This is a genomic window from Sphingomonas antarctica (assembly GCF_965137005.1).
Taxonomy (GTDB): Bacteria; Pseudomonadota; Alphaproteobacteria; order Sphingomonadales; family Sphingomonadaceae; genus Sphingomonas_O; species Sphingomonas_O antarctica.
This window is the reverse complement of the sequence record NZ_CBCRXM010000002.1, coordinates 233,541-258,192: the sequence shown is the minus strand read 5'-3', so window position 1 is coordinate 258,192 and position 24,652 is coordinate 233,541. Positions and strand designations below refer to the sequence as shown.

General features: G+C 64.6%; 18 protein-coding genes. 10 read left to right on the top strand and 8 right to left on the bottom strand.

What is annotated here, in order from left to right:
* Positions 1-37 precede the first annotated feature (37 nt).
* Positions 38-2,302 (bottom strand): NADP-dependent malic enzyme, encoded by a 2,265-nt coding sequence (locus ACM9ME_RS03375; RefSeq protein WP_415642019.1) that lies wholly within the window; start codon positions 2,300-2,302, stop codon positions 38-40.
* A 104-nt stretch (positions 2,303-2,406) separates the two neighbouring features.
* Here ACM9ME_RS03375 and mutS point away from each other — a divergent pair, with 104 nt between their 5' ends.
* Positions 2,407-5,010: a DNA mismatch repair protein MutS gene (gene mutS, locus ACM9ME_RS03370; RefSeq protein ID WP_415642097.1), complete on the top strand. Its 2,604-nt coding sequence runs from the start codon at positions 2,407-2,409 to the stop codon at positions 5,008-5,010.
* A gap of 5 nt (positions 5,011-5,015) precedes the next feature.
* On the opposite strand, the gene ACM9ME_RS03365 is transcribed toward mutS, so the two are convergent.
* Both ACM9ME_RS03365 and ACM9ME_RS03360 read right to left on the bottom strand, forming a co-directional pair.
* Positions 5,016-5,867 carry a restriction endonuclease gene (locus tag ACM9ME_RS03365; RefSeq protein WP_415642018.1) on the bottom strand — a complete coding sequence of 284 codons (852 nt, stop codon included), beginning with the start codon at positions 5,865-5,867 and terminating at the stop codon, positions 5,016-5,018.
* A 63-nt stretch (positions 5,868-5,930) separates the two neighbouring features.
* Complete coding sequence (locus ACM9ME_RS03360; RefSeq protein ID WP_415642017.1) at positions 5,931-7,040, bottom strand: aspartyl/asparaginyl beta-hydroxylase domain-containing protein; 1,110 nt, start codon at positions 7,038-7,040, stop codon at positions 5,931-5,933.
* Positions 7,041-7,124: 84 nt separating this feature from the next.
* Here ACM9ME_RS03360 and ACM9ME_RS03355 point away from each other — a divergent pair, with 84 nt between their 5' ends.
* Positions 7,125-9,851, top strand: coding sequence for a [protein-PII] uridylyltransferase (locus tag ACM9ME_RS03355; protein ID WP_415642016.1), 2,727 nt, complete (start codon positions 7,125-7,127; stop codon positions 9,849-9,851).
* 61 nt (positions 9,852-9,912) lie between these two features.
* Here the strand turns inward: ACM9ME_RS03355 and ACM9ME_RS03350 are convergent, their stop codons facing one another.
* The 3 genes from ACM9ME_RS03350 to thrS form a co-directional block, all read right to left on the bottom strand.
* Positions 9,913-12,747: a TonB-dependent receptor gene (locus ACM9ME_RS03350; RefSeq protein WP_415642015.1), complete on the bottom strand. Its 2,835-nt coding sequence runs from the start codon at positions 12,745-12,747 to the stop codon at positions 9,913-9,915.
* Positions 12,748-12,900: 153 nt separating this feature from the next.
* Positions 12,901-13,440, bottom strand: a complete 540-nt coding sequence (gene infC, locus ACM9ME_RS03345) for a translation initiation factor IF-3 (RefSeq protein ID WP_415642014.1) — start codon at positions 13,438-13,440, stop codon at positions 12,901-12,903.
* Between the two features lie 120 nt (positions 13,441-13,560).
* The gene (thrS, locus tag ACM9ME_RS03340) at positions 13,561-15,555 is read right to left on the bottom strand and encodes a threonine--tRNA ligase (RefSeq protein WP_415642013.1); all 1,995 of its coding nucleotides are present in this window, start codon (positions 15,553-15,555) and stop codon (positions 13,561-13,563) included.
* A 152-nt stretch (positions 15,556-15,707) separates the two neighbouring features.
* On the opposite strand from thrS, the gene ACM9ME_RS03335 reads away from it, so the two are divergent.
* A complete protein-coding gene (locus tag ACM9ME_RS03335; protein WP_415642012.1) occupies positions 15,708-16,496 on the top strand; it encodes a PEPxxWA-CTERM sorting domain-containing protein in 789 nt (262 codons plus the stop codon).
* A 29-nt stretch (positions 16,497-16,525) separates the two neighbouring features.
* Here the strand turns inward: ACM9ME_RS03335 and ACM9ME_RS03330 are convergent, their stop codons facing one another.
* Positions 16,526-17,134, bottom strand: a complete 609-nt coding sequence (locus ACM9ME_RS03330) for a hypothetical protein (protein ID WP_415642011.1) — start codon at positions 17,132-17,134, stop codon at positions 16,526-16,528.
* Positions 17,135-17,185: 51 nt separating this feature from the next.
* Positions 17,186-17,965: an LD-carboxypeptidase gene (locus ACM9ME_RS03325; RefSeq protein ID WP_415642010.1), complete on the bottom strand. Its 780-nt coding sequence runs from the start codon at positions 17,963-17,965 to the stop codon at positions 17,186-17,188.
* Between the two features lie 139 nt (positions 17,966-18,104).
* Here ACM9ME_RS03325 and ACM9ME_RS03320 point away from each other — a divergent pair, with 139 nt between their 5' ends.
* The 7 genes from ACM9ME_RS03320 to ACM9ME_RS03290 are packed head-to-tail and all read left to right on the top strand — an operon-like array spanning position 18,105 to position 24,638.
* Positions 18,105-19,451, top strand: coding sequence for a glutamate ligase domain-containing protein (locus tag ACM9ME_RS03320; protein WP_415642009.1), 1,347 nt, complete (start codon positions 18,105-18,107; stop codon positions 19,449-19,451).
* Between the two features lie 14 nt (positions 19,452-19,465).
* A complete protein-coding gene (locus ACM9ME_RS03315) occupies positions 19,466-20,785 on the top strand; it encodes a dicarboxylate/amino acid:cation symporter (RefSeq protein WP_415642008.1) in 1,320 nt (439 codons plus the stop codon).
* A gap of 10 nt (positions 20,786-20,795) precedes the next feature.
* The gene (locus tag ACM9ME_RS03310; protein WP_415642007.1) at positions 20,796-21,050 is read left to right on the top strand and encodes a DUF6356 family protein; all 255 of its coding nucleotides are present in this window, start codon (positions 20,796-20,798) and stop codon (positions 21,048-21,050) included.
* Positions 21,051-21,094: 44 nt separating this feature from the next.
* A complete protein-coding gene (locus ACM9ME_RS03305) occupies positions 21,095-22,177 on the top strand; it encodes a YjgN family protein (RefSeq protein WP_415642006.1) in 1,083 nt (360 codons plus the stop codon).
* Positions 22,178-22,180: 3 nt separating this feature from the next.
* Complete coding sequence (locus ACM9ME_RS03300; protein WP_415642005.1) at positions 22,181-23,209, top strand: M48 family metallopeptidase; 1,029 nt, start codon at positions 22,181-22,183, stop codon at positions 23,207-23,209.
* Positions 23,194-23,907, top strand: a complete 714-nt coding sequence (locus ACM9ME_RS03295; RefSeq protein ID WP_415642004.1) for an alpha/beta fold hydrolase — start codon at positions 23,194-23,196, stop codon at positions 23,905-23,907. The genes ACM9ME_RS03300 and ACM9ME_RS03295 overlap by 16 nt, the downstream gene beginning before the upstream one ends.
* Positions 23,904-24,638 carry a tetratricopeptide repeat protein gene (locus ACM9ME_RS03290; protein WP_415642003.1) on the top strand — a complete coding sequence of 245 codons (735 nt, stop codon included), beginning with the start codon at positions 23,904-23,906 and terminating at the stop codon, positions 24,636-24,638. The genes ACM9ME_RS03295 and ACM9ME_RS03290 overlap by 4 nt, the downstream gene beginning before the upstream one ends.
* The last annotated feature ends 14 nt before the right edge of the window (positions 24,639-24,652 follow it).

Below are 24,652 nucleotides of genomic sequence, written 5' to 3'. Positions count from 1 at the left end.
CAGCGCGTTTTGCAGACCCGCGCTCATCGGCCGCGCATTATCGGGCCACACCGCCCGCCGCGAGCACCGCCAGCGTCACCAACTCGCTCGCCGTCGATGACATGGTCGCGACCTGCACCGGCTGTTCCATCCCGATCAGCATCGGCCCGATCACCGAATCGCCGCCCAGTTCGCGCAACAGCTTGGCACTGAGGTTGGCCGACTGGAGCCCCGGCATGATCAGCACGTTGGCGGGGCCGGACAGGCGGGCAAACGGATAGCTGGCCAAGACCTTCGGATTGAGCGCGACATCGGGTGCCATTTCGCCTTCGAATTCGAAATCGACGCCGCGCTGTTCGAGCAGTCCCACGGCATCGCGAATGTTTTCGAGGAACGCGCCCGGCGGGTTGCCGAAGGTCGAATAGCTGAGGAACGCCACACGGGGTTCGTGTCCCATGCGTCGCGCGACCGCTGCGGTCCCTTCGGCGATATCGGCCAACTCGGACGCGCTGGGGCGTTCGTTGACCGTGGTATCGGCCATGAACACGGTGTGCGCCTGGCCGACCAGGACATGGATGCCGAACGGGGTGCGGCCGGGTTCGTGGTCGATCACCCGGCGGACGTCGCGCATGGTCTGGGCATAGGTCCGCGTGACGCCGGTGATCATCGCATCGGCCTGCCCCAGTTTGAGCAGGGCGGCGGCGAAGATGTTGCGGTCCTGATTGACCATCCGCTCGACCTCGCGGCGGAGGTACCCGCGCCGCTGGAGCCGTTCGTACAACATGTCGACCATTTGCGGGACCAGCGGCGAGTTGCGGCTGTTATGCACCTCGAACTTTTCGGGGTTGTCGACGCCCAGCGCCTTCAATCGGTCGTGCACGTCGTCGCGCCCGACCAGCACCGGCGTGCCATAGCCACCATCGTGGAACGAGATTGCAGCGCGCAGGACGACTTCCTCCTCGCCTTCCGCAAACACCACACGCTTGGGCGTCGCGCGGGCGCCCTGATAGGCCAGGCTGAGGATCGAGGTCGTCGGATTGAGCCGCGCACGCAGCGACTGGCGATACGCCTCCATGTCTTCGATCGGCTTGCCGGCCACGCCCGAATCCATCGCCGCCTGAGCCACCGCAGCAGGGACGATTTCCATCAGGCGCGGATCGAACGGCGCGGGAATGATATAATCGTTGCCGAAATACGGAGTGCGCCCGCCATAGGCCGCCGCGACTTCCTCCGGCACTGGTTGGCGCGCCAGTTCGGCAATTGCCTTCGCCGCCGCGACCTTCATCTCCTCGTTGATCGCGGTCGCGCGGACATCGAGCGCACCGCGGAAAATAAACGGGAAGCCGAGGACGTTATTGACCTGGTTCGGATAGTCCGAGCGTCCGGTGGCGATGATGCAATCGGGTCGCGCCGCCTTGGCCTCCGGAGGCGTGATTTCGGGATCGGGGTTGGCCATCGCAAAGATGATCGGGGCCTTGGCCATCTTCGCCAGATATTCGGGCTTGAGCGCACCCTTGGCACTGAGCCCCAGGAAAATGTCGGCACCATCGAGCGCCTCTTCGAGCGTGCGGGCGTCAGTCGGCGACGCGTGGGCGGACTTCCACTGGTCCATGCCCTTTTCGCGGCCCTGATAGATCACGCCCGACCGGTCGCACATGATGACATGGTCGCCGCGCACACCCATCGCCTTGATCAGCGCGGTGCAGGCGATCGCCGCCGCGCCCGCGCCATTCACGACCACTTTGACCTCGTCCATCTTGCGGCCGGTCAGGAACACGGCGTTGATCAGGCCGGCGGCGGTGATGATCGCGGTGCCGTGCTGGTCGTCATGCATCACCGGAATCGACATGCGTTCTTTCAACGCCTGTTCGATGATGAAGCATTCGGGTGCCTTGATGTCTTCGAGGTTGATCCCGCCGAAACTGGGTTCGAGCAACGCGACGCAGTTGATGAAGGCTTCGGTATCCTCGGTATCGACCTCCAGATCGATCGAATCGACGTCGGCGAAGCGTTTGAACAGCACCGCCTTGCCTTCCATCACGGGCTTCGACGCCAGCGCGCCCAGATTGCCCATGCCGAGGATGGCGGTGCCGTTGGAGATCACCGCGACCAGATTGCCCTTGGCGGTGTAATCATAAGCGGTCGCCGGATCCTCGGCGATGGCGCGCACCGGCACGGCGACGCCGGGGGAATAAGCCAGCGACAAATCGCGCTGCGTCGCCATCGGCTTGGTGGCGACGATCTCGAGCTTGCCCGGTCGTCCTTCCGAATGGAACAGCAACGCTTCACGGTCGGAAAACTGGACGTTGGCTTCGTCGCTCATGTGATTCCCCTCAATCGACGCTTTGTGTAGCGTCATTCCGCCTATCGCCACAATCGAGCGATTGTGTATCGGGCAATTGACGCATGGCCACCGCCCCGACCCCGATGATGGCGCAGTATCTGACGCTCAAGGCCGAAGCACCCGATTGCCTGTTGTTTTACCGGATGGGCGATTTCTTCGAGATGTTTTTCGAAGACGCGAAAGTCGCCGCACAACTGCTCGACATCGCGCTGACGGGGCGTGGTGAGCATGACGGTGAGCGCATCCCGATGTGCGGCGTGCCGGTGCATGCGGCGGACGCGTATCTCGCACGGTTGATCCGGGCGGGGCAGCGCGTCGCGATTGCCGAGCAGATCGAGACACCGGCGCAGGCCAAGGCGCGCGGCGGCAAGACTTTGGTGGCGCGCGCAATCGTGCGGGTGGTGACGGCGGGGACGCTGACCGAGGAAGTATTGTTCGACGGCAAGGCGGCGAACTGGCTGGTGGCATTGGCGCGGGCGGGCAACCGGGTGGGTTATGCCGCAGCCGACGTTTCGACTGGCGCGATGGAATTGGGCGAAGTTGCGGCGGGCGAGGTCGATGCGCTGATCGCGAGGATCGGGCCAAAGGAGACTGTCGCCCCGGCGGAGGCCGGGGCCGCTGTCGACGGTCGTGCTTCACCGATAGCGGTCCCGGCTTTCGCCGGGACGACGGCAATTGGGCGACCCGCCCGGGATTTTGATTCGGCCAAAGGCGAAGCGCGGCTCAAAACGCTGCACGGGGTTGCCACGCTCGACGGCTTCGGCGATTTCGGACGCTGTGAACTGGCGGCGGCGGGCGGATTGCTCGCCTATCTCGATCATGCCGGCAAAGGCACATTGCCGTTCCTGAGCGCCCCGACCCGGCGCTTGGCCAGCGATCACATGGCGATCGACGCGGCCACGCGCGAAAGTCTCGAACTGACCATCAGCACCGGCGGCGCGCGCGCGGGGTCGCTGCTCGATTGCATCGACCGCACGGTGACTTCGGGCGGTGCGCGCTGCCTCGCCGCCGACCTGTCCGCCCCGCTAACCGATCGGGCGCACATCGGGTCGCGGCTCGATCTGGTCGGCCATTATGCCGAGGACAGTTTGCGCCGCGCAGGATTGCGCGAAACATTGCGGCGGATGCCCGATATCGCCCGCGCGCTCGGGCGGTTGTCGGCGGGACGTGGCAGCCCGCGCGATCTCGGGGCGCTGCGCGATGGACTGTCAGGCGCGTGGACGCTGAGCGAGCAGCTTTCGCGTACCGAAAATCCGCCGACGCTGCTGACCAAGCTCGCGCCAGATTTGTCCGGACACGGCGCGCTGATCGACATGCTGACCCGCGCGCTGGTGCCCGAGCCGCCGATCGACGCCGCGAATGGCGGCTATATCGCCGCGGGTTACGATGCCGCGCTCGACGCGTTGCGCGAAACCGGCGGCAGCGGGCGGCGCGAAATTGCCGCGCTCGAAGCACGGATGCGCGTGGCGACCGGTGTCGGTTCGCTGCGGATCAAGCACAACAACGTCCTCGGCTATCACATCGAGGTTCCGGCGCGCGCTGCCGATCCGCTGATGCGCGCCGATTCGGGGTTCACGCATCGCCAGACGCTCGCGGGCGTCGTGCGGTTCAATTCGCCCGAACTGCACGAGGCGGCGTCGACCGTCGGGCAAGCGGGGGCTCACGCGCTGGCTGCGGAGGCGGCGCATCTCGAGGAACTGACCGCGCTGGCCGTCGCGCAGGCGTCCGCAATCTGCCGCACCGCCGAGGCGCTGGCGCGGCTCGATGTCGCCAGCGCACTGGCCGAACGCGCGGTCGAGGGCGGGTGGTGCCGGCCATCGCTGGTCGAACATCCCTGTCTGGAGATCGAGGGCGGGCGGCACCCGGTGGTCGAGGCCGCCGTTGGCAAATCGGGCGGGCGGTTCGTCGCCAATGATTGCCGCCTGAGCGAAGACGACCGGCTGTGGCTGGTCACCGGCCCGAATATGGGCGGCAAATCGACGTTCCTGCGCCAGAACGCGTTGATCGCCGTGCTGGCACAGGCAGGCTGCTACGTCCCCGCGACCAGCGCCACGCTGGGCATCGTCGACCGGCTGTTCAGCCGCGTCGGCGCGTCGGACAATCTGGCGCGGGGGCGCTCGACGTTCATGGTCGAAATGGTCGAAACCGCCGCGATCCTCGCCCAGGCCGGGCCGGACAGCCTGGTCATCCTCGACGAGGTCGGGCGCGGCACATCGACCTATGACGGCCTCGCCATCGCCTGGGCGGTGGTCGAAGCGGTGCACGAAGTGAACAGATGCCGTTGCCTGTTCGCGACGCATTATCACGAACTCACCCGCCTCGCCGAAAATCTCCCCGCCTTGTCACTCCACCACGTCCGCGCGCGCGAATATAAAGGCGATCTCGTCCTGCTCCACGAGCTGGCGGAGGGGCCAGCAGACCGGAGTTATGGCATCGCGGTCGCGCGGCTGGCGGGATTGCCTCCGCCGGTCGTTGCGCGCGCCAAGGCGGTGCTGGCAAAACTCGAGGCGGGTCGAGCCGCAACGGGCGGACTGGCGGCGGGGCTCGACGATCTGCCACTGTTCGCCAATCTGGTCGAGGAAGTGGCCGGTGATCCGCTGCGCGAGGCGTTGGATGCGGTTCATCCGGATGCGCTGAGCCCGAGGGAAGCGTTGGAGGCGCTCTACCGACTCAAGTCGTTCGATTGAGTAGTTCAGGGGAACATATCGCGGACCGGGACGAGCACATCGCCTGTTTCAGCCGCTCGCCGAACCTTTCGCCGAATTATCTCATCAAGTGGAATTATCCGCTCAAACATTTCATCAAAATCCTGTCCGCTCATGCAAACGGTACGCTTCCCGCGACCGAAAGCGTGCAGACCTACGTCCGTAAAGCCGACATAACTTACAAATAGACCTCTTGCCCAACTCGCCTTCTGTGAAAGCTTGCCCTCAAAGGTGTGCAGATCGGCGGCTGGGGTCTTATTTGCTTCCCATTTTGCCTCCAGCAGATAGGTTGCTCCATCAAGATCAAAACTTCCGTCAATCTGCTCGCCCCGGATTCGGAACCCGTCCCGTGCTCGTAAACCGTAATAATCAAATGCGCGCTTCAGGAACCGCTCAAAGGCGACACCCCGTTCCTGAGGTTGTTTTTTCCACACCGCCAGCAGGTCGTCTCGGAGTTCGCCCAAGCGCGCCCGATCACGAACCGGAGTAATAGGCTGCGACGGCTGATCACTCTGCCGGCCTTCCAATCTACCGATCAGCGTCAAGATAAGCCCGTTGGTCTGATCTCCGCCGCCTTTAAAACCTGAAATATCCCGATAATTAAGAAGGGCTCGCAAGGTTTTAGCTGCCGTCAAGTTATCAACTTTGCGCAAAAAGCAACGTAGCCTCTTCGCCTTCGAGTCACCCTCATCGCGGTAAACGTCGGCGTCGATATCAACGTCGAGTTCTTCCTCAAAAAACTGCGCCATTGTTCGGTCGGAAAAGTCGATGACGTAGCCCGTGGCCATGCCGAAAGCTTCGTCGATAACACGTATATCGAGGGTTTTAATGTCGCTCACAAGAACGCGTTAGCAACGAATGCCGCTTCACCAAAGTGGTATGAGCCAGTCGTTTCAACAGGACTAGCCATAACTGCCGATCGCTTCGAACAATTGCGTCAGCGCGTCGCGTTCGCCCCCGCTCAACTCCGGTCGCCACACTTCGAACAGCAACACCACGCGGGTCGCGGCGCTGTCGTTCCACGCCTCATGTTCGATCGAATCGTCGAAGATCATCAGCCGACCCGCTTCGACCGCGCGCGTGTCGTTGCCGACGCGCAGGCGACACGCGGGCGGGACGATCAGCGGCAGATGGACGATGCAGCGCGTGTTGATCATGCCATGATGCGCCGCGATGTGCGTGCCGTGCTCGAGCACCGAAAACAGCGCCATCGGCGACCGTCCGGCAATGCGCGGGATCGGCAGGCCGGCCAGCGCGGCCATCGTCGCCGGACAGCGATCGGCATTACCGGGCACGGGCTTGCCGTTTTCCCACAAATGAAACGCGCTCCAGTTCGGATCGCCCATCAGATCGTGGCCGCGGCTGGGGCGGTTGGGGTCGGCCTCGACATAAGGTTTGAGGCCCGTGTCGCTGGCCAGCACGGCCTCCAGTTCGGCGCGGATCGCGGGTGCCTGCGCCTCCAGCGCCGCCGCCCACGGGAAATCGGCGGGATCGAAGAATTGGGTGTGCGGCAGGCCGGGATAGAAAAAGCTGGTCGGCGACTGGAAATAGGGTTGCTTGACCCCCGCGACGATCGCCACCGCCTCTTCGAAGCGCGGGCCGGCATTGCTGCCCGCGACGGTCGCGCGAAGGTGCGCGAGCATCCTGGCATTGGCGGCATCGAGCTGCGCCCGGGCGTGGGCCAGCCGCGCGGCAATGGCGGGTGACGGGTTGGTGCCCGCCGCGCTGGTCAGCGCAAAATTATAATAGGCACTGGCGGCGCGGTCGTCGCCGGCGGCGGCATCGCCGCGCAGCATCAGCGCTTCGATATTGCGCGGTTCGGCGGCGAGCACGGCGTCGAGCGCGACGATCGTCGCCGGCATATCCTTCAAGGCGAACGTGGCATGCGCCAGCAGCAAGTCGAGGCGCGGGGTCGAGGCACCTGCCGCCGTCACCTGCTCGAACGCCGCGCGCGCCGCGGCAAAATCGCCACGCTGCAACGCGCCGAGGCCCTGTTGGGCCAAATGTTGCAATTCCCCCTGCCCCATTGATCGAGGTTAGCAGCAGTTTTCGAAAGTGCGAGTGACCTTGCGCGCGCGAAGCCCTATCTGTGGTCGATGCTGTACGACGCCCTTGCCAATCGCCGCGCGATCATCGGTCGCCGCGCCCTGGCCGACGCGCTGACCCGGGCCGGCACGCGCGCCGACGCCGTGGCGATCCTCAAGCCCGCGCTCGACGCCGGGCGCGCGGAGATCGCGCGGCGGCTGGAGGCGGCGCCGGCGGACGGACGCGGCGCGGCGCTGGCGGGGGCCTATCTGATCGATCAGCTGATCCGGCTGGCTTATGATTTCACCACCCACACGCTGTACCGCAACGACAATCCCAGCACGTCCGAACGCCTGACCATCGCGGCGGTCGGCGGTTACGGGCGCGCGGAGATGGCGCCGTTTTCGGACATCGACATCGCGTTCCTGACCCCGTGGAAACAGACCGGCTGGACCGAACAGGTCATCGAATCGATGCTGTATCTGTTGTGGGATCTGGGGCTGAAGGTCGGGCATTCGTCGCGCGGGCTCGACGAAATGGTGCGGATGGCCAAGTCCGACCTGACGATCCGCACCGCGTTGCTCGAGGCGCGCTATGTGTGGGGCGACCGGTCGCTGTACGACGAGGCGGCGCGACGGTTCGACAGCGACGTCGTCGACGGCAGTGCGCGCGTGTTCGTCGCCGAAAAACTCGCCGAACGCGATGCGCGGCACAAGCGCATGGGCGACAGCCGCTACGTCGTCGAACCCAATGTGAAAGAGGGCAAGGGCGGGCTGCGCGACCTCCACGCGCTGTTCTGGATCGGCAAATACGTCCACCGCGTCGGCAGCGTCGTCGAACTTGTCGGCAAGGGCTTGTTGACCGCGCCCGAATTGCGGCGGTTTCAAAAGGCGGAAAACTTCCTCCTCGCGGTGCGGTGCCATCTGCACCTGATCACGCGGCGGGCCGAGGACCGGCTGACGTTCGACGTCCAGTCCGAAATCGCCCGGCGGATGCGCTATCGCGACGGCGCGGGACGCCCGGCGGTCGAACGATTCATGCAGCATTATTTCCTGACCGCGAAAACCGTCGGCGACCTGACCGGCGTGTTCCTCGCGCATCTCGACGACAGCATGGCGCCCAAGGGGCGGCGGTTCGCGCTGTCGGGCTTCATGCGCCGGCCGCGCGCGCTGTCCGGGTTCGTGCTCGATCGTGGACGGCTGACCATCCCGGACGACAAATGGTTTCGCGCAGACCCGGTGCGCTTGCTCGAACTGTTTGCGGTCGCGGACCGGCAGGAACTGGAAATCCACCCGCAGGCGATGCGGATCGCCGCGCGCGATGCCAAGCTGATCGACGCCGCGGTGCGTGCCGATCCGCGCGCCAACGCCTTGTTCCTCGACGTGCTGACGTCCCCGCGCGATCCCGAGACGGTCTTGCGCTGGATGAACGAGGCGACGGTGTTCGGGCGGTTCATTCCCGATTTCGGCCGCGTCGTCGCGCAGATGCAATTCGACATGTACCACCACTATACCGTCGACGAGCACACCATCCGCGCGGTCGGATTGCTGTCGCAGATCGAAAAGGGTGCGCTGCAGGCCGACCATCCGCTCGCCAGTGTGATCCTCAAGCAAACCCCGATGCGCCGCGCACTCTACGCGTCGGTGCTGCTCCACGACATTGCCAAGGGCCGTGGCGGCGACCACAGCATCCTGGGCGCGGAAGTGGCGCAACAGCTGTGCCCCCGATTGGGGCTCAGCGCGGCGGAGACCGAAACCGTCGCGTGGCTGGTGCGCCATCACCTGCTGATGTCGGCCACCGCGTTCAAGCGCGACCTGACCGATTTCAAGACCATCACCGACTTTGCGGAGATGGTCCAAAGCCACGAACGGCTGCGCCTGCTGCTCGCGCTGACGGTGGTCGATATCCGCGCGGTCGGCCCCGGCGTGTGGAACAGCTGGAAACGTCAATTGCTCGGCGACCTGTACGAATCCGCCGAGGAGGTGCTGCGCCTCGGACACAAGCAAAGCGGGCGCAGCGAGCGCGTCGCCGCCAAGCAGGCGTCGCTCAAGGCCGAACTGGGCTGGGACGATGCGCGCTTCGCCCAATATGCGAAGAGCTTTTCGGACGGATACTGGATCGCCGAACCCGACGACATCCTGCTGTCCAATGCGCGGCACATCGCCGCCGCCGATGGCGCGCCGCTGCATGTCAGTGCGGCGATCTATCCGGCGCGCGGAGCCACCTTGGTGACGGTCACCGCGACCGATCATCCGGGGCTGTTCTATCGCCTCGCCGGGGCGATCCATCTGGCCGGCGCGTCGATCATCGATGCGCGGATTCACACGACGCGCGACGGCCTCGCGCTCGACAATTTCCTCGTGCAGGATCCGTTCGGCCAGATGTTCGACGAAAACTCACGCCTCGCCCGGCTGACCACGACCATCGGCGGCGCGCTGGAAAGTCAGGGCCGCGGCGACAAACGTCTCGCCGAACGCCCGCCGGCCCGGCCGCGCGCCGATGCCTTTCCGATCGCCGCCAACATCATCGTCGATAACAAGGCGTCGAACCGCCACACGGTGATCGAGGTCAATGCGCGCGACCGGCCCGCCTTGCTCGCCGATCTGGCGCACGCCTTGCTCGACAGCCGGGTGACGATCCGTTCGGCGCACGTCGCGACCTATGGCGAGCGCGCGGTCGATACATTCTACGTCACCGATCTGATCGGCGAAAAGATCGAAGCGCCTGCGCGGCTGAAAACGCTCGAAGCGCGCCTGCTCGACGCGGCGGCCGGCGAACCGGTCCGCGCCGCCGCTTAGGCCTGAACGAGAAACGGGGCAGGTGTCGCCACCCGCCCCGCCTCCTCTCCGAGCTTTCCGCTCAGAACTTGAACCGTGCCGTTACGCCATATGTGCGCGGTTCGGCCAGGAATTGCGAGAAAATCTGGCGGCCGCCCGGATATTGCGGATCCTGGAACGCCGCACTGGTGGCGCCTTCCTGGAACGGCGAGTTGAACGCGACCTGCGCATAGTTCTGCTTGAAGATGTTCTGGCCCCAGAATTCGAGCGCCCATTTTTCCTGGGGTCCACGAATGCCGATACGGGCGTTGAACACGGCATAGCCGTCCTGTTCCTTTTGCGGGAACAGGTCGGAGCCGGTGTTGTAATCGCTGGTCATGCGGCCATCGATGTAGAACAAGCCCGACAGACCAGTGCTGCCGATGTCCGGCGTCCAGGCGAACGACGCGGTGGCGACAGCCTTTGGCGCGTTCGACAAATTGTCGCCCGGCAATTTACGCAGCGACTGGTTGAGCGGAGCGCCGGACTGGTTGCCGACCAGATTGTCGCGATATTTGGTATCGGCATAAGTGAAGCCAAGGCCGACCGTCACATCCCGCGACGGACGGATCGAGGCTTCGAGCTCGACGCCCTGTGAGCGCACACCGTAGCTGGTGCTGCTCGCCGCACATGCGCCGGTCGTCGCCGCCGCCGCATTGTAATTGGCGGCGCCGGTGAACTTCGACTGATCGTTGTCGCCAAGGCCCAGGTCGGTCGTGCAGCCATTGATGTTCTGCACGATGAACACAGTGCCGTCGAAGGTGTTCAGCTGGAAGTTCTTGAACTCCTGACGGAAGATCGCGACATTCAGGTTGAAGTGACGCGACGAATATTTCGCGCCGATTTCATACGCGTTGACCGTTTCAGGGTCGAAGCGGAGATTTCCGACCAGCGCCTGAGCGCCGGCTGCCGAATTGCCTGCGCCCGACGCCGCGAACGGCAGGACCGGCGATTTGAGCGCCGAACGGTCGAGGTTGAACCCGCCCGCCTTATAGCCGCGCGAATACGAACCATAGGTGAGCAGCGATGGCGTCGGCTTCCACGACAGAACCGCCGTACCGGTAACCTTGTGCTCGCTCTTCGCGTCGGTGATGCGCACGCCATTGAGTTCGGCCGTCGAATTGCCCTGACACGACAGGCCGATGATGCCACCGGCCGTCGCCGCCAGCGGGGTCGTCAGGAATGGTGCCAACGCCGCCTGGTTGGCGGTGCAGACCGTGTTGTCGTTGCCGAAGGTCGCGTTGAACTTCTTGCGTTCGTGCGTGTAGCGCGCACCGGCCGTGAACGACAGCGTATCGGTGATGTGGAAGATGTTGTGCGTGAAGAACGCGTAATTTTCGCTCCGCTGGTTGTAGACATCGACCGTCGAACCCTTGTCGTTCAGCGTGTCGAGACGATCGAACGCGGCCAGCAGCGCGGTGCCCGTCGCGGCGTCGATGCCGTTGGCGGCAAGCGCACCGGCCGGCAATGCGGCGCGTCCAGCGGCCGAGATGCAGCCCTGTCCGGTCGGCGAATAGAAAGCCGCCAGACCGCCGCCCGAAATCGCCCGGCAGGTCGCAAAGCGGCCATATTGATTGCCGAAGCGCAGATTGTCGCGAACCTGCAGTTTTTCATTGGCGTAGAAACCGCCGACCAGCCAGTCGAGCTTGTTGTCGAAAGCCGAGCCTTGCAGGCGCAATTCCTGGGTAAAGGTCTTGAACGCGCGCGACGCATTGTTGCCGGGCGCACGGTACAGGATATCGACGCTCGAATAATCGATATCGCCGCCCTGGCTCGCCTTGTAATCGCGATAGGCGGTGATCGAGGTCAGCGTGGCCCCGCCGAGATTGTAATTGATCTCGCCCGAAATGCCCTTGTCGTTGGTGATGCCCTTGAAGCTGCGGCCCGGCGAAACCGAGATGTTGCGGCTATAGGGATTGCTGAACGCCGACAGGGGCTGGCCGAGGGCGTTCAACACGTTGATGATGTTGTTACCGGCACCACCCGCAGCGACGCCGGCGTTCACCGATGCCACCGGCTCGTTTAAATTGCCGATGAACCCGTTGGTATCGCGGCTGACATAGACTGCCGCGCAGCATTTTTCATTGCGGTGCGTATAATCGCCGATGATGCGGACCTTGAGGTCGTCGCTCGGCTGGAACAGCAATTGGCCGCGGATGAAGTAACGGTTGCGGTCGTTGACGTCGGTGTTGTTGGTCGCGTCGTGATAGAAGCCGTTGCGGTTGACATAGACCCCGTCGACGCGCGCCGCGAGCGTCTCGCCCAGCGGCACATTGATGTTCCCGGCAAGACGAATGTTGTCGTAATTGCCATAGGTTGCTTCGCCGCCGACATGCAGCCCGTCGAAGCTCGGTGCCTTGGTGATGATGTGGATCAGACCCGCCGACGCGTTGCGGCCGAACAGCGTGCCCTGCGGCCCGCGCAGCACTTCGATGCGGTCGACTTCGCCGAGCTCGTTGAGGCCGATGCCCGAACGCGAGCGGTAGACGCCGTCGATGAACACCGCGACCGAGCTTTCGAGGCCGGGATTGTCACCGACCGTGCCGATGCCGCGGATACGCGCCGAGCCATTGGCTTCCGAACCGGTCGAGCTGACCAGCAGCGACGGCGCGACCTGGTTCAACTGGCGGATGTCGTTCGCGCCCGAATTCTGCAGCGTCGCGGCACTGACCGCGGAAATCGCGATCGGCACATTCGATACCGTGTCGGCACGACGGGTCGCGGTGACGATGATGTCGCCCGCGTTTTCGACGACATCGCCGTTCGCGGCGCTGCTCGACGTCGCTTCGGTGGTCGATGGCGGTGCGTTGTTCTGCGCCAGAGCCGGCATCGCGATCCCCGCGACGGCGACCGACATCAACAGCTGAAAAGTTCGCATCCTGTTTCTCCCCTGAACGTCCAGCGCCAGCCTTTTGGCCAGCTGCGTTGGAGGGGGCGATAGGTCGGTGGGGGTAATATCGCCACACTTGCCGCAGCGCAGCACGGGATAAGTTGCAAGCGCTGCGGCATTATTACCACATATATCGAACGGCTATTTGGGCGCGATGACCATCAGCATCTGGCGCCCTTCAAAGCGCGGATGCTGCTCGACTTTGGCGATTTCCGCTACGTCACCCTGCACGCGGATCAACAGGTTCATGCCCAGCTGGGTGTGGCTCAATTCGCGGCCGCGAAAGCGCAAAGTCACCTTGACCTTGTCGCCTTCGCCGATGAACTCGTTTATTTTTTTCATCTTCGTATCGTAATCGTGATCGTCGATATTGGGACGCATCTTGATCTCCTTGATCTCCTGCGTCCGCGACGATTTGCGCGCGAGATTGGCTTTTTTCTGCGCTTCGTATTTGAACTTGCCGATGTCGAGGAACTTGGCGACCGGCGGATCGGCGTTCGGCGACACCTCGACCAGATCGAGTCCGACCTCACGCGCCTGTTCCATCGCCTCGCGGGTGAACATCACCCCCAGATTCTCGCCTTCGCCGTCGATCACCCGCACCTTTGGCGACTGGATGAACTCGTTATAGCGCGGCCCGTTCAGGGCCATTGGCGGTTGGCCCAGCGGGCGGCGCATCATTACTGGCGGTGGGATAGAAAAGACTCCTGCATTGGTTTCAGTGCCGATTTAGTATTTTTGGCGCGTAAACGAAAGACGTGCGCCGCAATTAGCCGCAAGCCTGTGACGATTCCGTCACGATCAGCGCTTCAAGTCGGGCGGCGTCGCTTCGTCGCGCAGCCACGCGATCGCATCCTCGATCGACATGGTGCGCTGGCCTTCGACGCCCAATGATCGGATCGCGACGGTGCCTTCCTCGGCTTCGCGCTTGCCGACGACCAGCAGATGCGGGACCTTGGCCAGCGAGTGTTCGCGCACCTTGTAGTTGATCTTCTCGTTGCGCAGATCGCCTTCGGCACGCAGCCCCGCCGTCGCCAGTTTGGCGAGCACGTTGTTGGCGTAATCGTCCGCATCGGACACGATCGTTGCGACCACCGCCTGCACCGGTGACAGCCACAGCGGGAAGCGTCCGGCATGGTGCTCGATCAGGATACCGATGAAGCGCTCGAACGTGCCGAGGATCGCACGATGCAGCATCACCGGGCGATGGCGCGCGCCATCCTCGCCGACATAGCTGGCGTCGAGGCGTTCGGGCAGCACCGTGTCGGTTTGGATCGTCCCGACCTGCCAGGTCCGCCCGATCGCATCGGTCAGATGGAATTCGAGTTTCGGGGCATAGAACGCGCCCTCACCCGGCAATTCCTCCCAGCCATATTCGGCGGTCGCGCGGCCCGTCGCGGCCACAGCATCGCGCAGTTGCTGTTCGGACCAGTCCCACATCTCGTCCGAACCGAACCTTTTGTCGGGACGCAGTGCGAGCTTGATGGCGTAAGTGTCGAAGCCGAGATCGCGATACACGCTGTCGAGCAGGTCGCAGAACTCGGCGACTTCCACCGTCAGCTGATCGGGCCGCGCGAAGATATGCGCGTCGTCCTGCGTGAACTGGCGCACGCGCATGATCCCGTGCAGCGCGCCGTGTGGCTCGTTGCGGTGACAACAGCCGAACTCAGCCATGCGCAGCGGCAGATCGCGATACGATTTGATGCCCTGCTTGAAGATCAGCACGTGCGCCGGACAGTTCATCGGCTTCAGCGCCATCAGGTCGGACGTCCCCGACAGGATCGGCGCATCGTCCTCGGCCGACGGGATCTCGTCGGGCACCACGAACATGTTCTCGCGATATTTGCCCCAATGGCCCGAGCGTTCCCATTGACGCGCGTCCATCAGCTGCGGCGTCTTCACCTCGTCATAGCCGGCGGCGTCCAGCCGTCGGCGCATATAGGCCTCCAACTGGCGCCATAGAATGAAGCCCTTGGGATGCCAGAACACCGATCCGTGCGCTTCGGCCTGCAAGTGAAACAGGTCCATGTCCTGTCCGATGCGGCGATGGTCGCGCTTGGCGGCCTCCTCCAGCCGGACGAGGTGCGCGTCCAACTGCTTCTTGTTGAGCCATCCAGTGCCGTAGATACGCGACAGCTGCGGGTTGTTCTGGTCGCCGCGCCAATAGGCTCCCGACACGCGCATCAGCTTGAAGGCATTGGGATCGAGCTTGCCGGTCGATTGCAGATGCGGCCCGCGGCACATGTCCATCCACTGGCCCGAGCGGTATACCGTCAGTTCCTCATGGCCCGGAAGGCCCGCAGCCCATTCGGCCTTGAAACTTTCGCCCTCGGCCTGCCATTTGGCGATCAGCGCGTCGCGGTCCCACACTTCGCGGACCAGTTTCTCGTCGCGGCCGATGACCTTGCGCATTTCGGCTTCGATCGCCGGCAGATCCTCGTCGGTGAACGGGCGGTCTTTCGGCGCGAAGTCGTAGTAGAAACCGTCATCGGTCGACGGGCCAAAGGTGATCTGCGTCCCCGGAAACAGGTTCTGCACCGCTTCCGCCAGCACATGCGCATAATCGTGCCGCGCGAGTTCGAGCGCATCCGCCTCGTCCCGCGACGTGACCAAGGCAAGACTGGCATCATGCTCCAGAGGCCGGTCCAAATCGCGTAATTCGCCGTCGACCCGCGCCGCCAGCGCGGCCTTGGCCAGCCCCGGCCCGATCGCCGCCGCAATCTCCCCGGGCGTCGTCCCGCGGGCAACCTGGCGCACGGAACCGTCGGGCAGGGCGATATTCAGCAGATCGGACATGCGCCGCGAGGTGAGGACTGGAGGCGGCGAAGTCAATCGACCGCCCGCGAGTCCCGTTTTGGGACCATCCTTGTTGATGCCGTCTTCTTGGGCGCAGTCGAGCGTGTTACCGCGAATCAAAGTCGCAGCATTGCGGTTCGGGGGAATTCGAAATGAAGAAGATCGTTGCATGCGCCGCCCTGTTGGCGGCTGTCGTCGGGGCGTCAAATTCGTCGGCAGCGTCGCTGGTCGTCAATGGCGGATTTGAAAACCTGACGAACGGCCCGAACCTCGGCAGCCTCTACACCCAGGCCGTCGGTTGGACGACGTCGAGCCCCGGCGGCACCTATGGCGGCCAGGGCTATGGCATCTTCTTTGGTCCCGGCGATGGCACAGGTTCGCCGACCGCGCAGGACAATAACGGACCGGGTTCGCCCCCGGCGTCGATCTGGGCGCCAAAGTACGGGGAGGCCAATGGCTTCACCGGGACCAGCCCGACCGGCGGTAATTTCTGGGCGCCCGACGCCGACACCGCTTATGCTCCGGCGATCTCGCAGCAGCTTTCGGGCCTGACGATCGGCAAGAAATATGCGGTCACCTTCGACTGGGCCGGCGCGCAGCTGATCCTGCCGGGTTACGGGCTGTTCAACGGCGCAACGACCGAGACCTTCTTCGTCAGCCTGGGTGGCCAGACTCAGCAGACCAATGTCATCGCGCTGCCGTCGCACGGCTTCTCGGGCTGGATGCACACGACGATGCTGTTCACGGCGGACAGCGTTAATCCCGTCCTGTCGTTCCTTTCGGCGGGTGGCCCCGGGGGCCTGCCGCCGCTGGCACTGCTCGACGGCGTCTCAGCGACTGCTGCCGTGCCGGAACCGGCGACCTGGGGCCTGATGCTGCTCGGCTTCGGCGCGATGGGCTTTGCCGCCCGTCGCCGTCGTTCGAACGTCGTTACCGCTTGACCCGATAACGGCGGCGCGGCGCGCCGCCGTCATTGGCTCTTATGGTCGAGATCGACCGACGGCTTGCCCGCCGACGACTGGGCATGGCGGTAGGCGTCGTCGGCATCCTGTTTGTGGAAATCGGCCGCGGACTCGTTCATTTTCTCGGCCACGCCCGTAAAAATGTCCTGAGTGTGCGCGGCGATATAGGCCATGTTCGCCGCCTGTATGACCCCCTTGTCGACCGGTCGCTGGTCGATCGCCGCCGCCACCTGTTCGCCGATCGTGGCGGTGCCGAGCAGTTTCAGCTCCGACCGCATCCGCTCGACCATCGGCGTGCTGTCGCCATCGCCCTTTTCGAAACTGACCCACACGCGCGTCCGTCCCTCGCCTGCCGGTCGCAGCGCGACCGCGACCTTGCCGACATTCTGCCCGTCCATGCGATAGGAATATTTGACCGCTTCGTCGCTGTAGCGCTCCACATCGGGCGCGATGTTCGACCCGACGTTCATGCCCGAGCTGTCGACATGCACCGCCTGTGCGCGAAGATAGGCGGCGTGGATCGGCACGTTATAAATCAGCCCGCCGGACAGGTCGCCATGCACGTACATGCCCCCCAGCACCGTCCCCGCGCACGCGCAACCGATCACCATCTTCATGTCGAGCACCCCTGTTCGTTTCGGGATGCGTAACCGCGCAGTCGTTAAGGATCAGGAAAAGCGCACGACCGCATTGTCCGCGTCATGGCCGATATCGGCACGACCGAGATACGGAATGTGCGACCGCGCGCACCAATAGCGCGCGATCGCCTCGACCTCTTCCCCGAAATCGGGATCGTTGTCGGGAACCGGATCGCACCGCCCGAGCATCAATCCTGCGGCGCGGCGGATCGCAGGTTGCGACGTCACATGGAACAGCATCCGGTCGATGCGATAGGCATGCTCGTCGACCTCCTCGATCATCAGGGCACGCCCGGAAAAATCGGGCTCGATCGCGGTGCCGAGGAGTGACGACAGCACCGTCAGGTTGAAGGCATATTGCGGCCGGTCGGCCACTGGCGGCGCGAGCAGGGCATCGACGGCACGCGACACTGCCGCCTCGCCGCCGATCCGCCGGATGTCGGCGGGCATCGGGCCATGCAACACGCGGCCAAACCCGGCCTTGTGCAATCCGGCGAGCAGAAACCCCGCATCGCTATATCCCAGATATGTTTTTTCGCGCGCCACATCGCCCAGCCGCGCGATGGCGGTTTCGGCGATGCGCCCCGCGCCATAGCCGCCGCGCGCGAACCACACCGCATCGATCGCCGGATCGTTGGCGACTTCTACCAAGGCGTTCTCGCGCATTTGGTCGGGTCCGGCAAAATGCCCGGAGGACAAGAAACATTGCGGATGGAACACGATCTCCGCGCGATCCCTCACCAGTGCGCGCACGCGGTCGGGCACCTCATCGGGCAAGCGGTTCGACGGCGCGACGACGGCAATCTTCAACTCAACCCCCACACCGTTCGTGTCGAGCGAAGTCGAGACATTCGTTCGAGCGCAGTCGAGAACGCACGACCGATAGAGCCTCGGCTGCGCTCGGCATAGTCCCTCGACTTCGCTCGGGAGGAACGGTTAGGGCGAGGGCGTGAGCGATAAATATTTCTTCGTCGGGCTGGGCGGATCGGGCATGTTGCCGCTCGCGGAAATCGTGAAGGCGGGCGGCGCGCAGGTCGCGGGTTCCGACCGCGCGCACGATCAGGGCCGCACGCCCGAAAAATTCGATGCGCTGAAGACCGCGGGCTTTGCGCTTCACCCTCAAGACGGATCGGCCATCCGCCCCGGGCAGATCGTCGTCGCCAGCGCGGCGATCGAGGACACCGTCGCCGATATCGCCCGCGCCAGGGAACTCGGGCTGACCCGCCTGACGCGCGCCCAATTGCTGGCGCGCTTGCTCAACGACGCGCCGGTGTCGGTCGCCATCGGCGGGACCAGCGGTAAATCGACCGTGACCGGCATGACCGGCTGGATCCTGGCCGAAGCGGGCCTCGACCCGACCATCGTCAACGGCGCGCCGATGCGAAACTTCGGCAGCGCCAGCCGCACCGGCCGTGGCGGCGGCGTGTTCGTCAGCGAAGTCGATGAAAGCGACGGCTCGATCAGCCTGTATCGCCCGACCGTCGGCGTGGTCACCAACATCGCGCTCGACCACAAGCCGCTCCCCGAATTGCGCGGGCTGTTCTCGGGCTTCGTCAGCGCGTGCCAGCGGCCCGTGGTCAATGGCGACGACGTCGAAAGCGCGAGCCTTCACGGCTTGCGCTTCGGCTTCGGCGATGATGCCGATGTGCGCGGCAGCGCGGTCGACGAAGCCCCCGGCGGCATCGCTTTCGACGTCAGCCATCGCGGTAATGCAGCGCGCGTCACGCTCGCGGTGCCGGGCAGGCACAATGCCGCCAACGCACTCGCGGCCATCGCCGCCGCTATCGCGCTCGACATCCCGCTGACCCAGGCGGCCGCCGCGCTCGCCACCTATCGTGGCATCGCGCGGCGGCTCGAAATCGTCGGTAAAGCGGACGGCATCACGGTGATCGACGATTTCGGCCACAACCCCGACAAGATCGCCGCCACGCTCGCCACCCTCGGTGCCTTCCCCGGTCGATTGCTCGTATTCTTCCAGCCGCACGGTTATGGTCCACTCAAGCTGATGGCGCGCGAACTGGCCGAAAGTTTCGCCAGGAACCTGCGCCCCGAGGACCGCCTGATCGTCAGCGATCCCGCCTATTTCGGCGGCACCACCGACAAAAGTATCGGCAGCGACGCGCTCACCGCCCTCGTACCCAATGCCGAACATATCGCATCGCGCGACGATTGCGGCGCGCGGCTGATCGCCCTCGCCCAACCCGGTGACCGCATCGTCGTGATGGGCGCGCGCGACGACAGTCTGACCGGCTTTGCGCGGGGATTGCTCGACACGCTCGCCGCCCGTAACTCTTGAAGAAAGGGAGCGGCATGGCGAAGCGACTGACACTCTACATCATGATCGGCCTCGTCGCCGGCATCGTGATCGGCGCGATCATGCACGCCACCATGTCGCCCGACGCGGTCACCGAAGCCAATAAATGGTTCAAGATGATCACCGACATCTTCCTGCGGCTGATCAAGATGATCGTCGCGCCGCTGGTGTTCGCCACGTTGGTCGCCGGCATCGTCCATATGGGCGACACCGCGTCATTGGGCCGCGTCGGCGCCAAGACCATCGGCTGGTTCCTCGGTGCGACTTTGGTCTCGCTGACGCTCGGCATGGGGCTGGTCAACTTCCTTCAGCCAGGGGTCAATTCGGGGCTCGACCTGTCGCGCGCGGTGGGCAGTTCGGGAATCGACGCCAAACATGTCGATATCTTCACGACGATCACCGAAATGGTCCCCAAGTCGATCTTCGAAGCGATGGCCAATACGACCATGCTCCAGATCGTCATTTTTTCGGTCTTCTTCGGGGTCGCGCTGACCGCGGTCGGCGACAAGGGCAAGCCGATCGTCAAAGGTATCGATGCGCTGGTCGAAGTGATGCTGGTCGTCACCAATTACGTCATGCGCGTGTCGCCGCTGGCGGTGTTCGCGGCGATGACCAAGGCGGTCGCCGCGAACGGCCTCGGTGTGCTCGTCACCTTCGGCAAGTTCATCGGCAGCTTCTACCTCGGCCTCGCACTTCTCTGGGTACTCCTGTTCCTCGCCGCCTTCGCGATCATCGGACGTCGCGCGCCGAGCCTGTTTCGCTATATCCGCGATCCGATCCTGCTCGCGTTCTCGACCGCCTCGTCCGAAGCCGCCTATCCACGGACGCTCGAAGCGCTCGACAAGTTCGGCGTGCCCAACCGCATTTCCAGCTTCGTCCTGCCGCTGGGTTACTCGTTCAATCTCGACGGCTCGATGATGTACATGACCTTCGCGTCGATCTTCATTGCGCAGCTGTACGGCATCGAACTGACGATGGGTCAGCAGATCACGATGCTGTTGACGCTGATGCTGACGTCGAAGGGCATGGCCGCCGTCCCGCGCGCCTCGCTCGTCGTGATCGCCGGCACGATGGCGCAATTCGGCCTGCCCGAAGGCGGCCTCGTCCTGATCCTCGCGGTCGACCAGTTCCTCGACATGGGCCGCACCGGCACCAACGTCGTCGGTAATGCCGTCGCCACCGCGGTGGTCGCGAAATGGGAGGGTCAGCTCGATCCGCCGCAATCGCCCGACATCACCAATCCGCCCGCCCCCTCAGCCACGCTCGGCACCGCGCACCCCACTCCGCGCGAAGGCCAGCCTGGCCACGCCATTTAAGGAGCCCGCCATGATCGACGCCACATTCCTCAAACATCCGCGCTCCGTCGGCGAAGGTTATTGGGAACATTTCCGCGTCGCCGGCTCGTTCGGCACCGCGATGGTCGGCGGCGGGATCAAGGCGATGATCCACGCAATCCTGCCCAACGCCTATGAAACCGCCGGTAGCGACACGATCAAGCGCCTCCACACCATCATGGTCGAAAAGCGCGGTGCCACGCGCGACGCGACGATGCAGATGCTCGAGTGCGAGTGGATCATCTGACCGGTTGCGCCCCGCGCATGCCCCGCTAGGCTAAGCGTTGGGGATTGGGGGCAGAATTAATGCAGGACGACCGGGCTTTCGAGTTCAATGCGACGTGGCGCGAGTTTGCGCCGATCGCATTCACCAATTTATTGCTGATCATCGTGACGCTGGGCGGTTACCGCTTCTGGGCAAAGACGCGCGAGCGGCGTTTCCTGTGGAGCCGGACCCGGTTCATCGACGAGCGGCTGGAATGGACCGGCACGGGGTTTGAGCTGATGATCGGCTTTGCACTCGCGTTCGTGTTGTTCATTTTGCCGACGTTCCTGCTGAGTCTTGCATTTCAGGGCGCAATCCTGCGCGGACATCCAGGCCTGGTCGGCCTGGTGATGCTGTTTCTCTACCCATGGCTCTACTTCCTTGTCGGCGTCGCGCGCTTTCGGGCGCTGCGGTATCGCCTCAGCCGCACGCTGTGGCGCGGCATCCGCGGCGGCAGCGACGATAATGGCGTGGCCTATGGCCTCGAATATCTGTGGCGCTCGCTTGTCGGGATATTGGCCATCGGCTTTATGGTGCCGTGGTCGATGACGACGCTGTGGAACAAGCGCTGGGACGCGATGAGTTTTGGCAGCGAATCATTCGGGGCGCACGCCGATTGGCGGCCAGTGATCGGACGCTATTTACTGTTCTACGCCATGCCTTTCATTTTGGTGATACTTGGCTTCGTTATTGCCATCATTGGTGCATCAACAGGCGCAGCTTCAGGCGGAAGCATGGGTCTCTCGTTGCCGCACATGCTGATCTTCGCTCTCATCTTGCTCTTTTATCCCGTGCTCGGACTGATCGCCGCTGCGTTTTACGCAGCTTATGCCCGGGAAACGGTCGGCCACACGCATTGGGCAGGGCTCGATTTCGCGTTCGACGCGCGGACAAAGGACTGGATCAAATTCGCGCTGGGCAGCTTCTTTCTGGTACTGTTCACCCTCGGCATCGGTGCGCTGTTCCTCGGCTATCGCAACTGGCGGTTCATGACCAATCACATGCAGGCTCATGGCGAGATCGACCTCGACCGGCTGGGCCAATCGACCACGCGCGCGCCCCGCCAGGGCGAAGGCTTGCTCGACGCGTTCGACGTGGGCGCGTTCTGAACATTGGCCGCCGCGTGGCTCTATGACGGACGCTCGCCCGTGCGCCGCGATGTCGACGTCGCGGCGGCGGGCGATGCGCTGGTCGTCGATGGCGAACGCGTCGCGGCAGACGACCTGTCCGGCATCGACCATGATCACGCACGCGTGTTCGGGCGCGACGGGCACCCGGGCTGGCGGCTGGGCTTCGACAGCCCGCCGCCCGCGGACATTGCCGCAATCCTTCCGGCCCGCCAGAAATTCGGTCGGTGGATCGACCGGCACGGGTTGTGGCGCGCGGCCGTCGTCGCGACCGTCGTTTCCGCAGTGCTGGTGGTCGGTGTGCTCAGCGCGCCGCGCTGGATCGCGCCACTGATCCCCATGTCGGTCGAGCGGCGGCTGGGCGATACGCTGATCGGCGACATCGACAGCCACAGCTGCAGCGGCAAAGGCGGACAGGCTGCGCTCGATGCGCTGGCCGCGCGGATCGAACCCGGTCGCGCCGACCTGCGCGTTCGGGCCGTGCCGGTGCCGATGGTCAACGCCATCACGCTGCCCGGGGGGACGATCCTGATCTTCGATGGCCTTCTCAAGCAAGCCGCCGGTCCCGACGAACTGGCCGGCGTGCTGGGTCACGAAATCGGCCATGTCCGGCACCGCGACACGTTGAAGGGGCTGTTGCGTGAGGCCGGCCTGACCATTTTGACCGGGGGCGCGAACGGTGCGTTGGCCAACAATGCCGGGATGGTCGTCGCGCTGCGCTATTCGCGCGATGCGGAAGGCGATGCCGATGACTATGCCATCGATGCGCTGCGTCGCGCGCATGTCTCGCCCGTGCAGACCGCCGGCTTTTTCCAGCGACTGGCCAAACAGGGCGACGCTTCCGGCGCGCTCGCCTGGTTGTCCAGCCATCCGGTCTCCGCCGACCGCCGCGCGCGCTTTTTGAATTCGCGCGGCACCGGTCCGGTCACTCCCGCGCTCGATGCCACGCAATGGCGCGCCCTCAGCACGATGTGCGCCGGCGATCGCCAAGCCGAGTGGTGGCGGCCATTTTGAACGGATTGGCCGCGCACCGCCGCCCGGGCAGCGGCCCGACGCTGGTGTTCCTTCCCGGTTATGCCAGCGACATGGCGGGGACCAAGGCGGTGGCGGTCGATGACTGGGCGGGGCGCAAGGGCCGCGCGATGGTGCGGTTCGACTATCGCGGCTGCGGGCTGAGCGAGGGCAAGTTCGAGGATTTCACGCTGGAGGATTGGCGCGACGACGCGTTGCGCGTGATCGACGCGACCACGGGTCCGGTCGTCCTGGTCGGGTCGTCGATGGGCGGCTGGCTGATGCTGCTCGCGGCGCTGGCGCGTCCCGAGAAAGTGGTCGGGCTGGTCGGCATCGCTGCCGCGCCCGATTTTACCGATTGGGATTTCATCGGTGAACGCCGCGCGGCTTTGGTCTGTGACGGGCGGATTGCCGAGCCGTCGCCGTACGGTGGAACCACGATCTACACGCACAAGATGTGGGAATCGGGACAGCGCAATTTGCTGCTCGGTGCCCCCATCGCACTCGATTGCCCGGTACGGCTGATTCACGGCCAGGCCGACCCCGACGTGCCGTGGCAGATCGCGCTCGATCTGGCCGCCCAGCTGCGTTCAGACGATGTGCAGGTGATTTTGGTCAAGGACGGCGACCACCGCCTGTCGCGGCCGCAGGATATCGCACTGCTGGTCGCGACGGTGAAAAAGCTGCTGGAGCGCCTGTGATTCTCGTCTTGTTTGCCGCTGCCGCCGCGGCGGTCGCCCCGCCCTCCGCCGACCAGACCCGCTATGACAATTGCGTCGCGTTGATCCGCAACAGCGCGCCCAATGCGGTCGTCGCGGCCCAAGGCTGGCGGATCGAAGGCGGCGGCATCTTGGCGCGCCAATGCGAAGGCATGGCCTTTGCGGCGCAAGCCAAATGGCTCGAGGCCGCAACCGCGTTCGAAAACGGCGCCACGCTGGCGGCGAGCCAGGCCAATCCCCGCGCCGCCGATCTGTGGCAGCAAGCGGGCAATGCCGCGCTCGCCGCGAACGATGCCGGTCGCGCGGTCAAGGCGCTCGATGCCGCGCTGGCGACTGGCGTGCTCGGCGGCGAGGATGCGGGTGAGGCGCATCTCGATCGCGGACGCGCGCAAGCCGCTTTGGGCCATGCGACCGAAGCGCGCAGCGACCTCGATGCGGCCAAAACCCTCGTCCCCGCCGATCCGCTCGTCTGGCTGCTCTCGGCCACGTTGGCCCGTCGCGCGAACGACCTGCCGCGCGCGCTCGACGACATTCAACAGGCGATGAAACTCGCCAGCGACGATGCCTCGGTCGCGCTCGAAGGCGGCAACATCGCCATGGCGTCGGGCAAGACGGATGCCGCGCGCACGGCATGGGAGGCGGCGGTCAAGCTCCAGCCGGGCAGCAGTGCTGCCAAGGCGGCAGCGGAGAATTTGGCGCAACTGGGAAAGTAGCGCGGGCAAAGCCC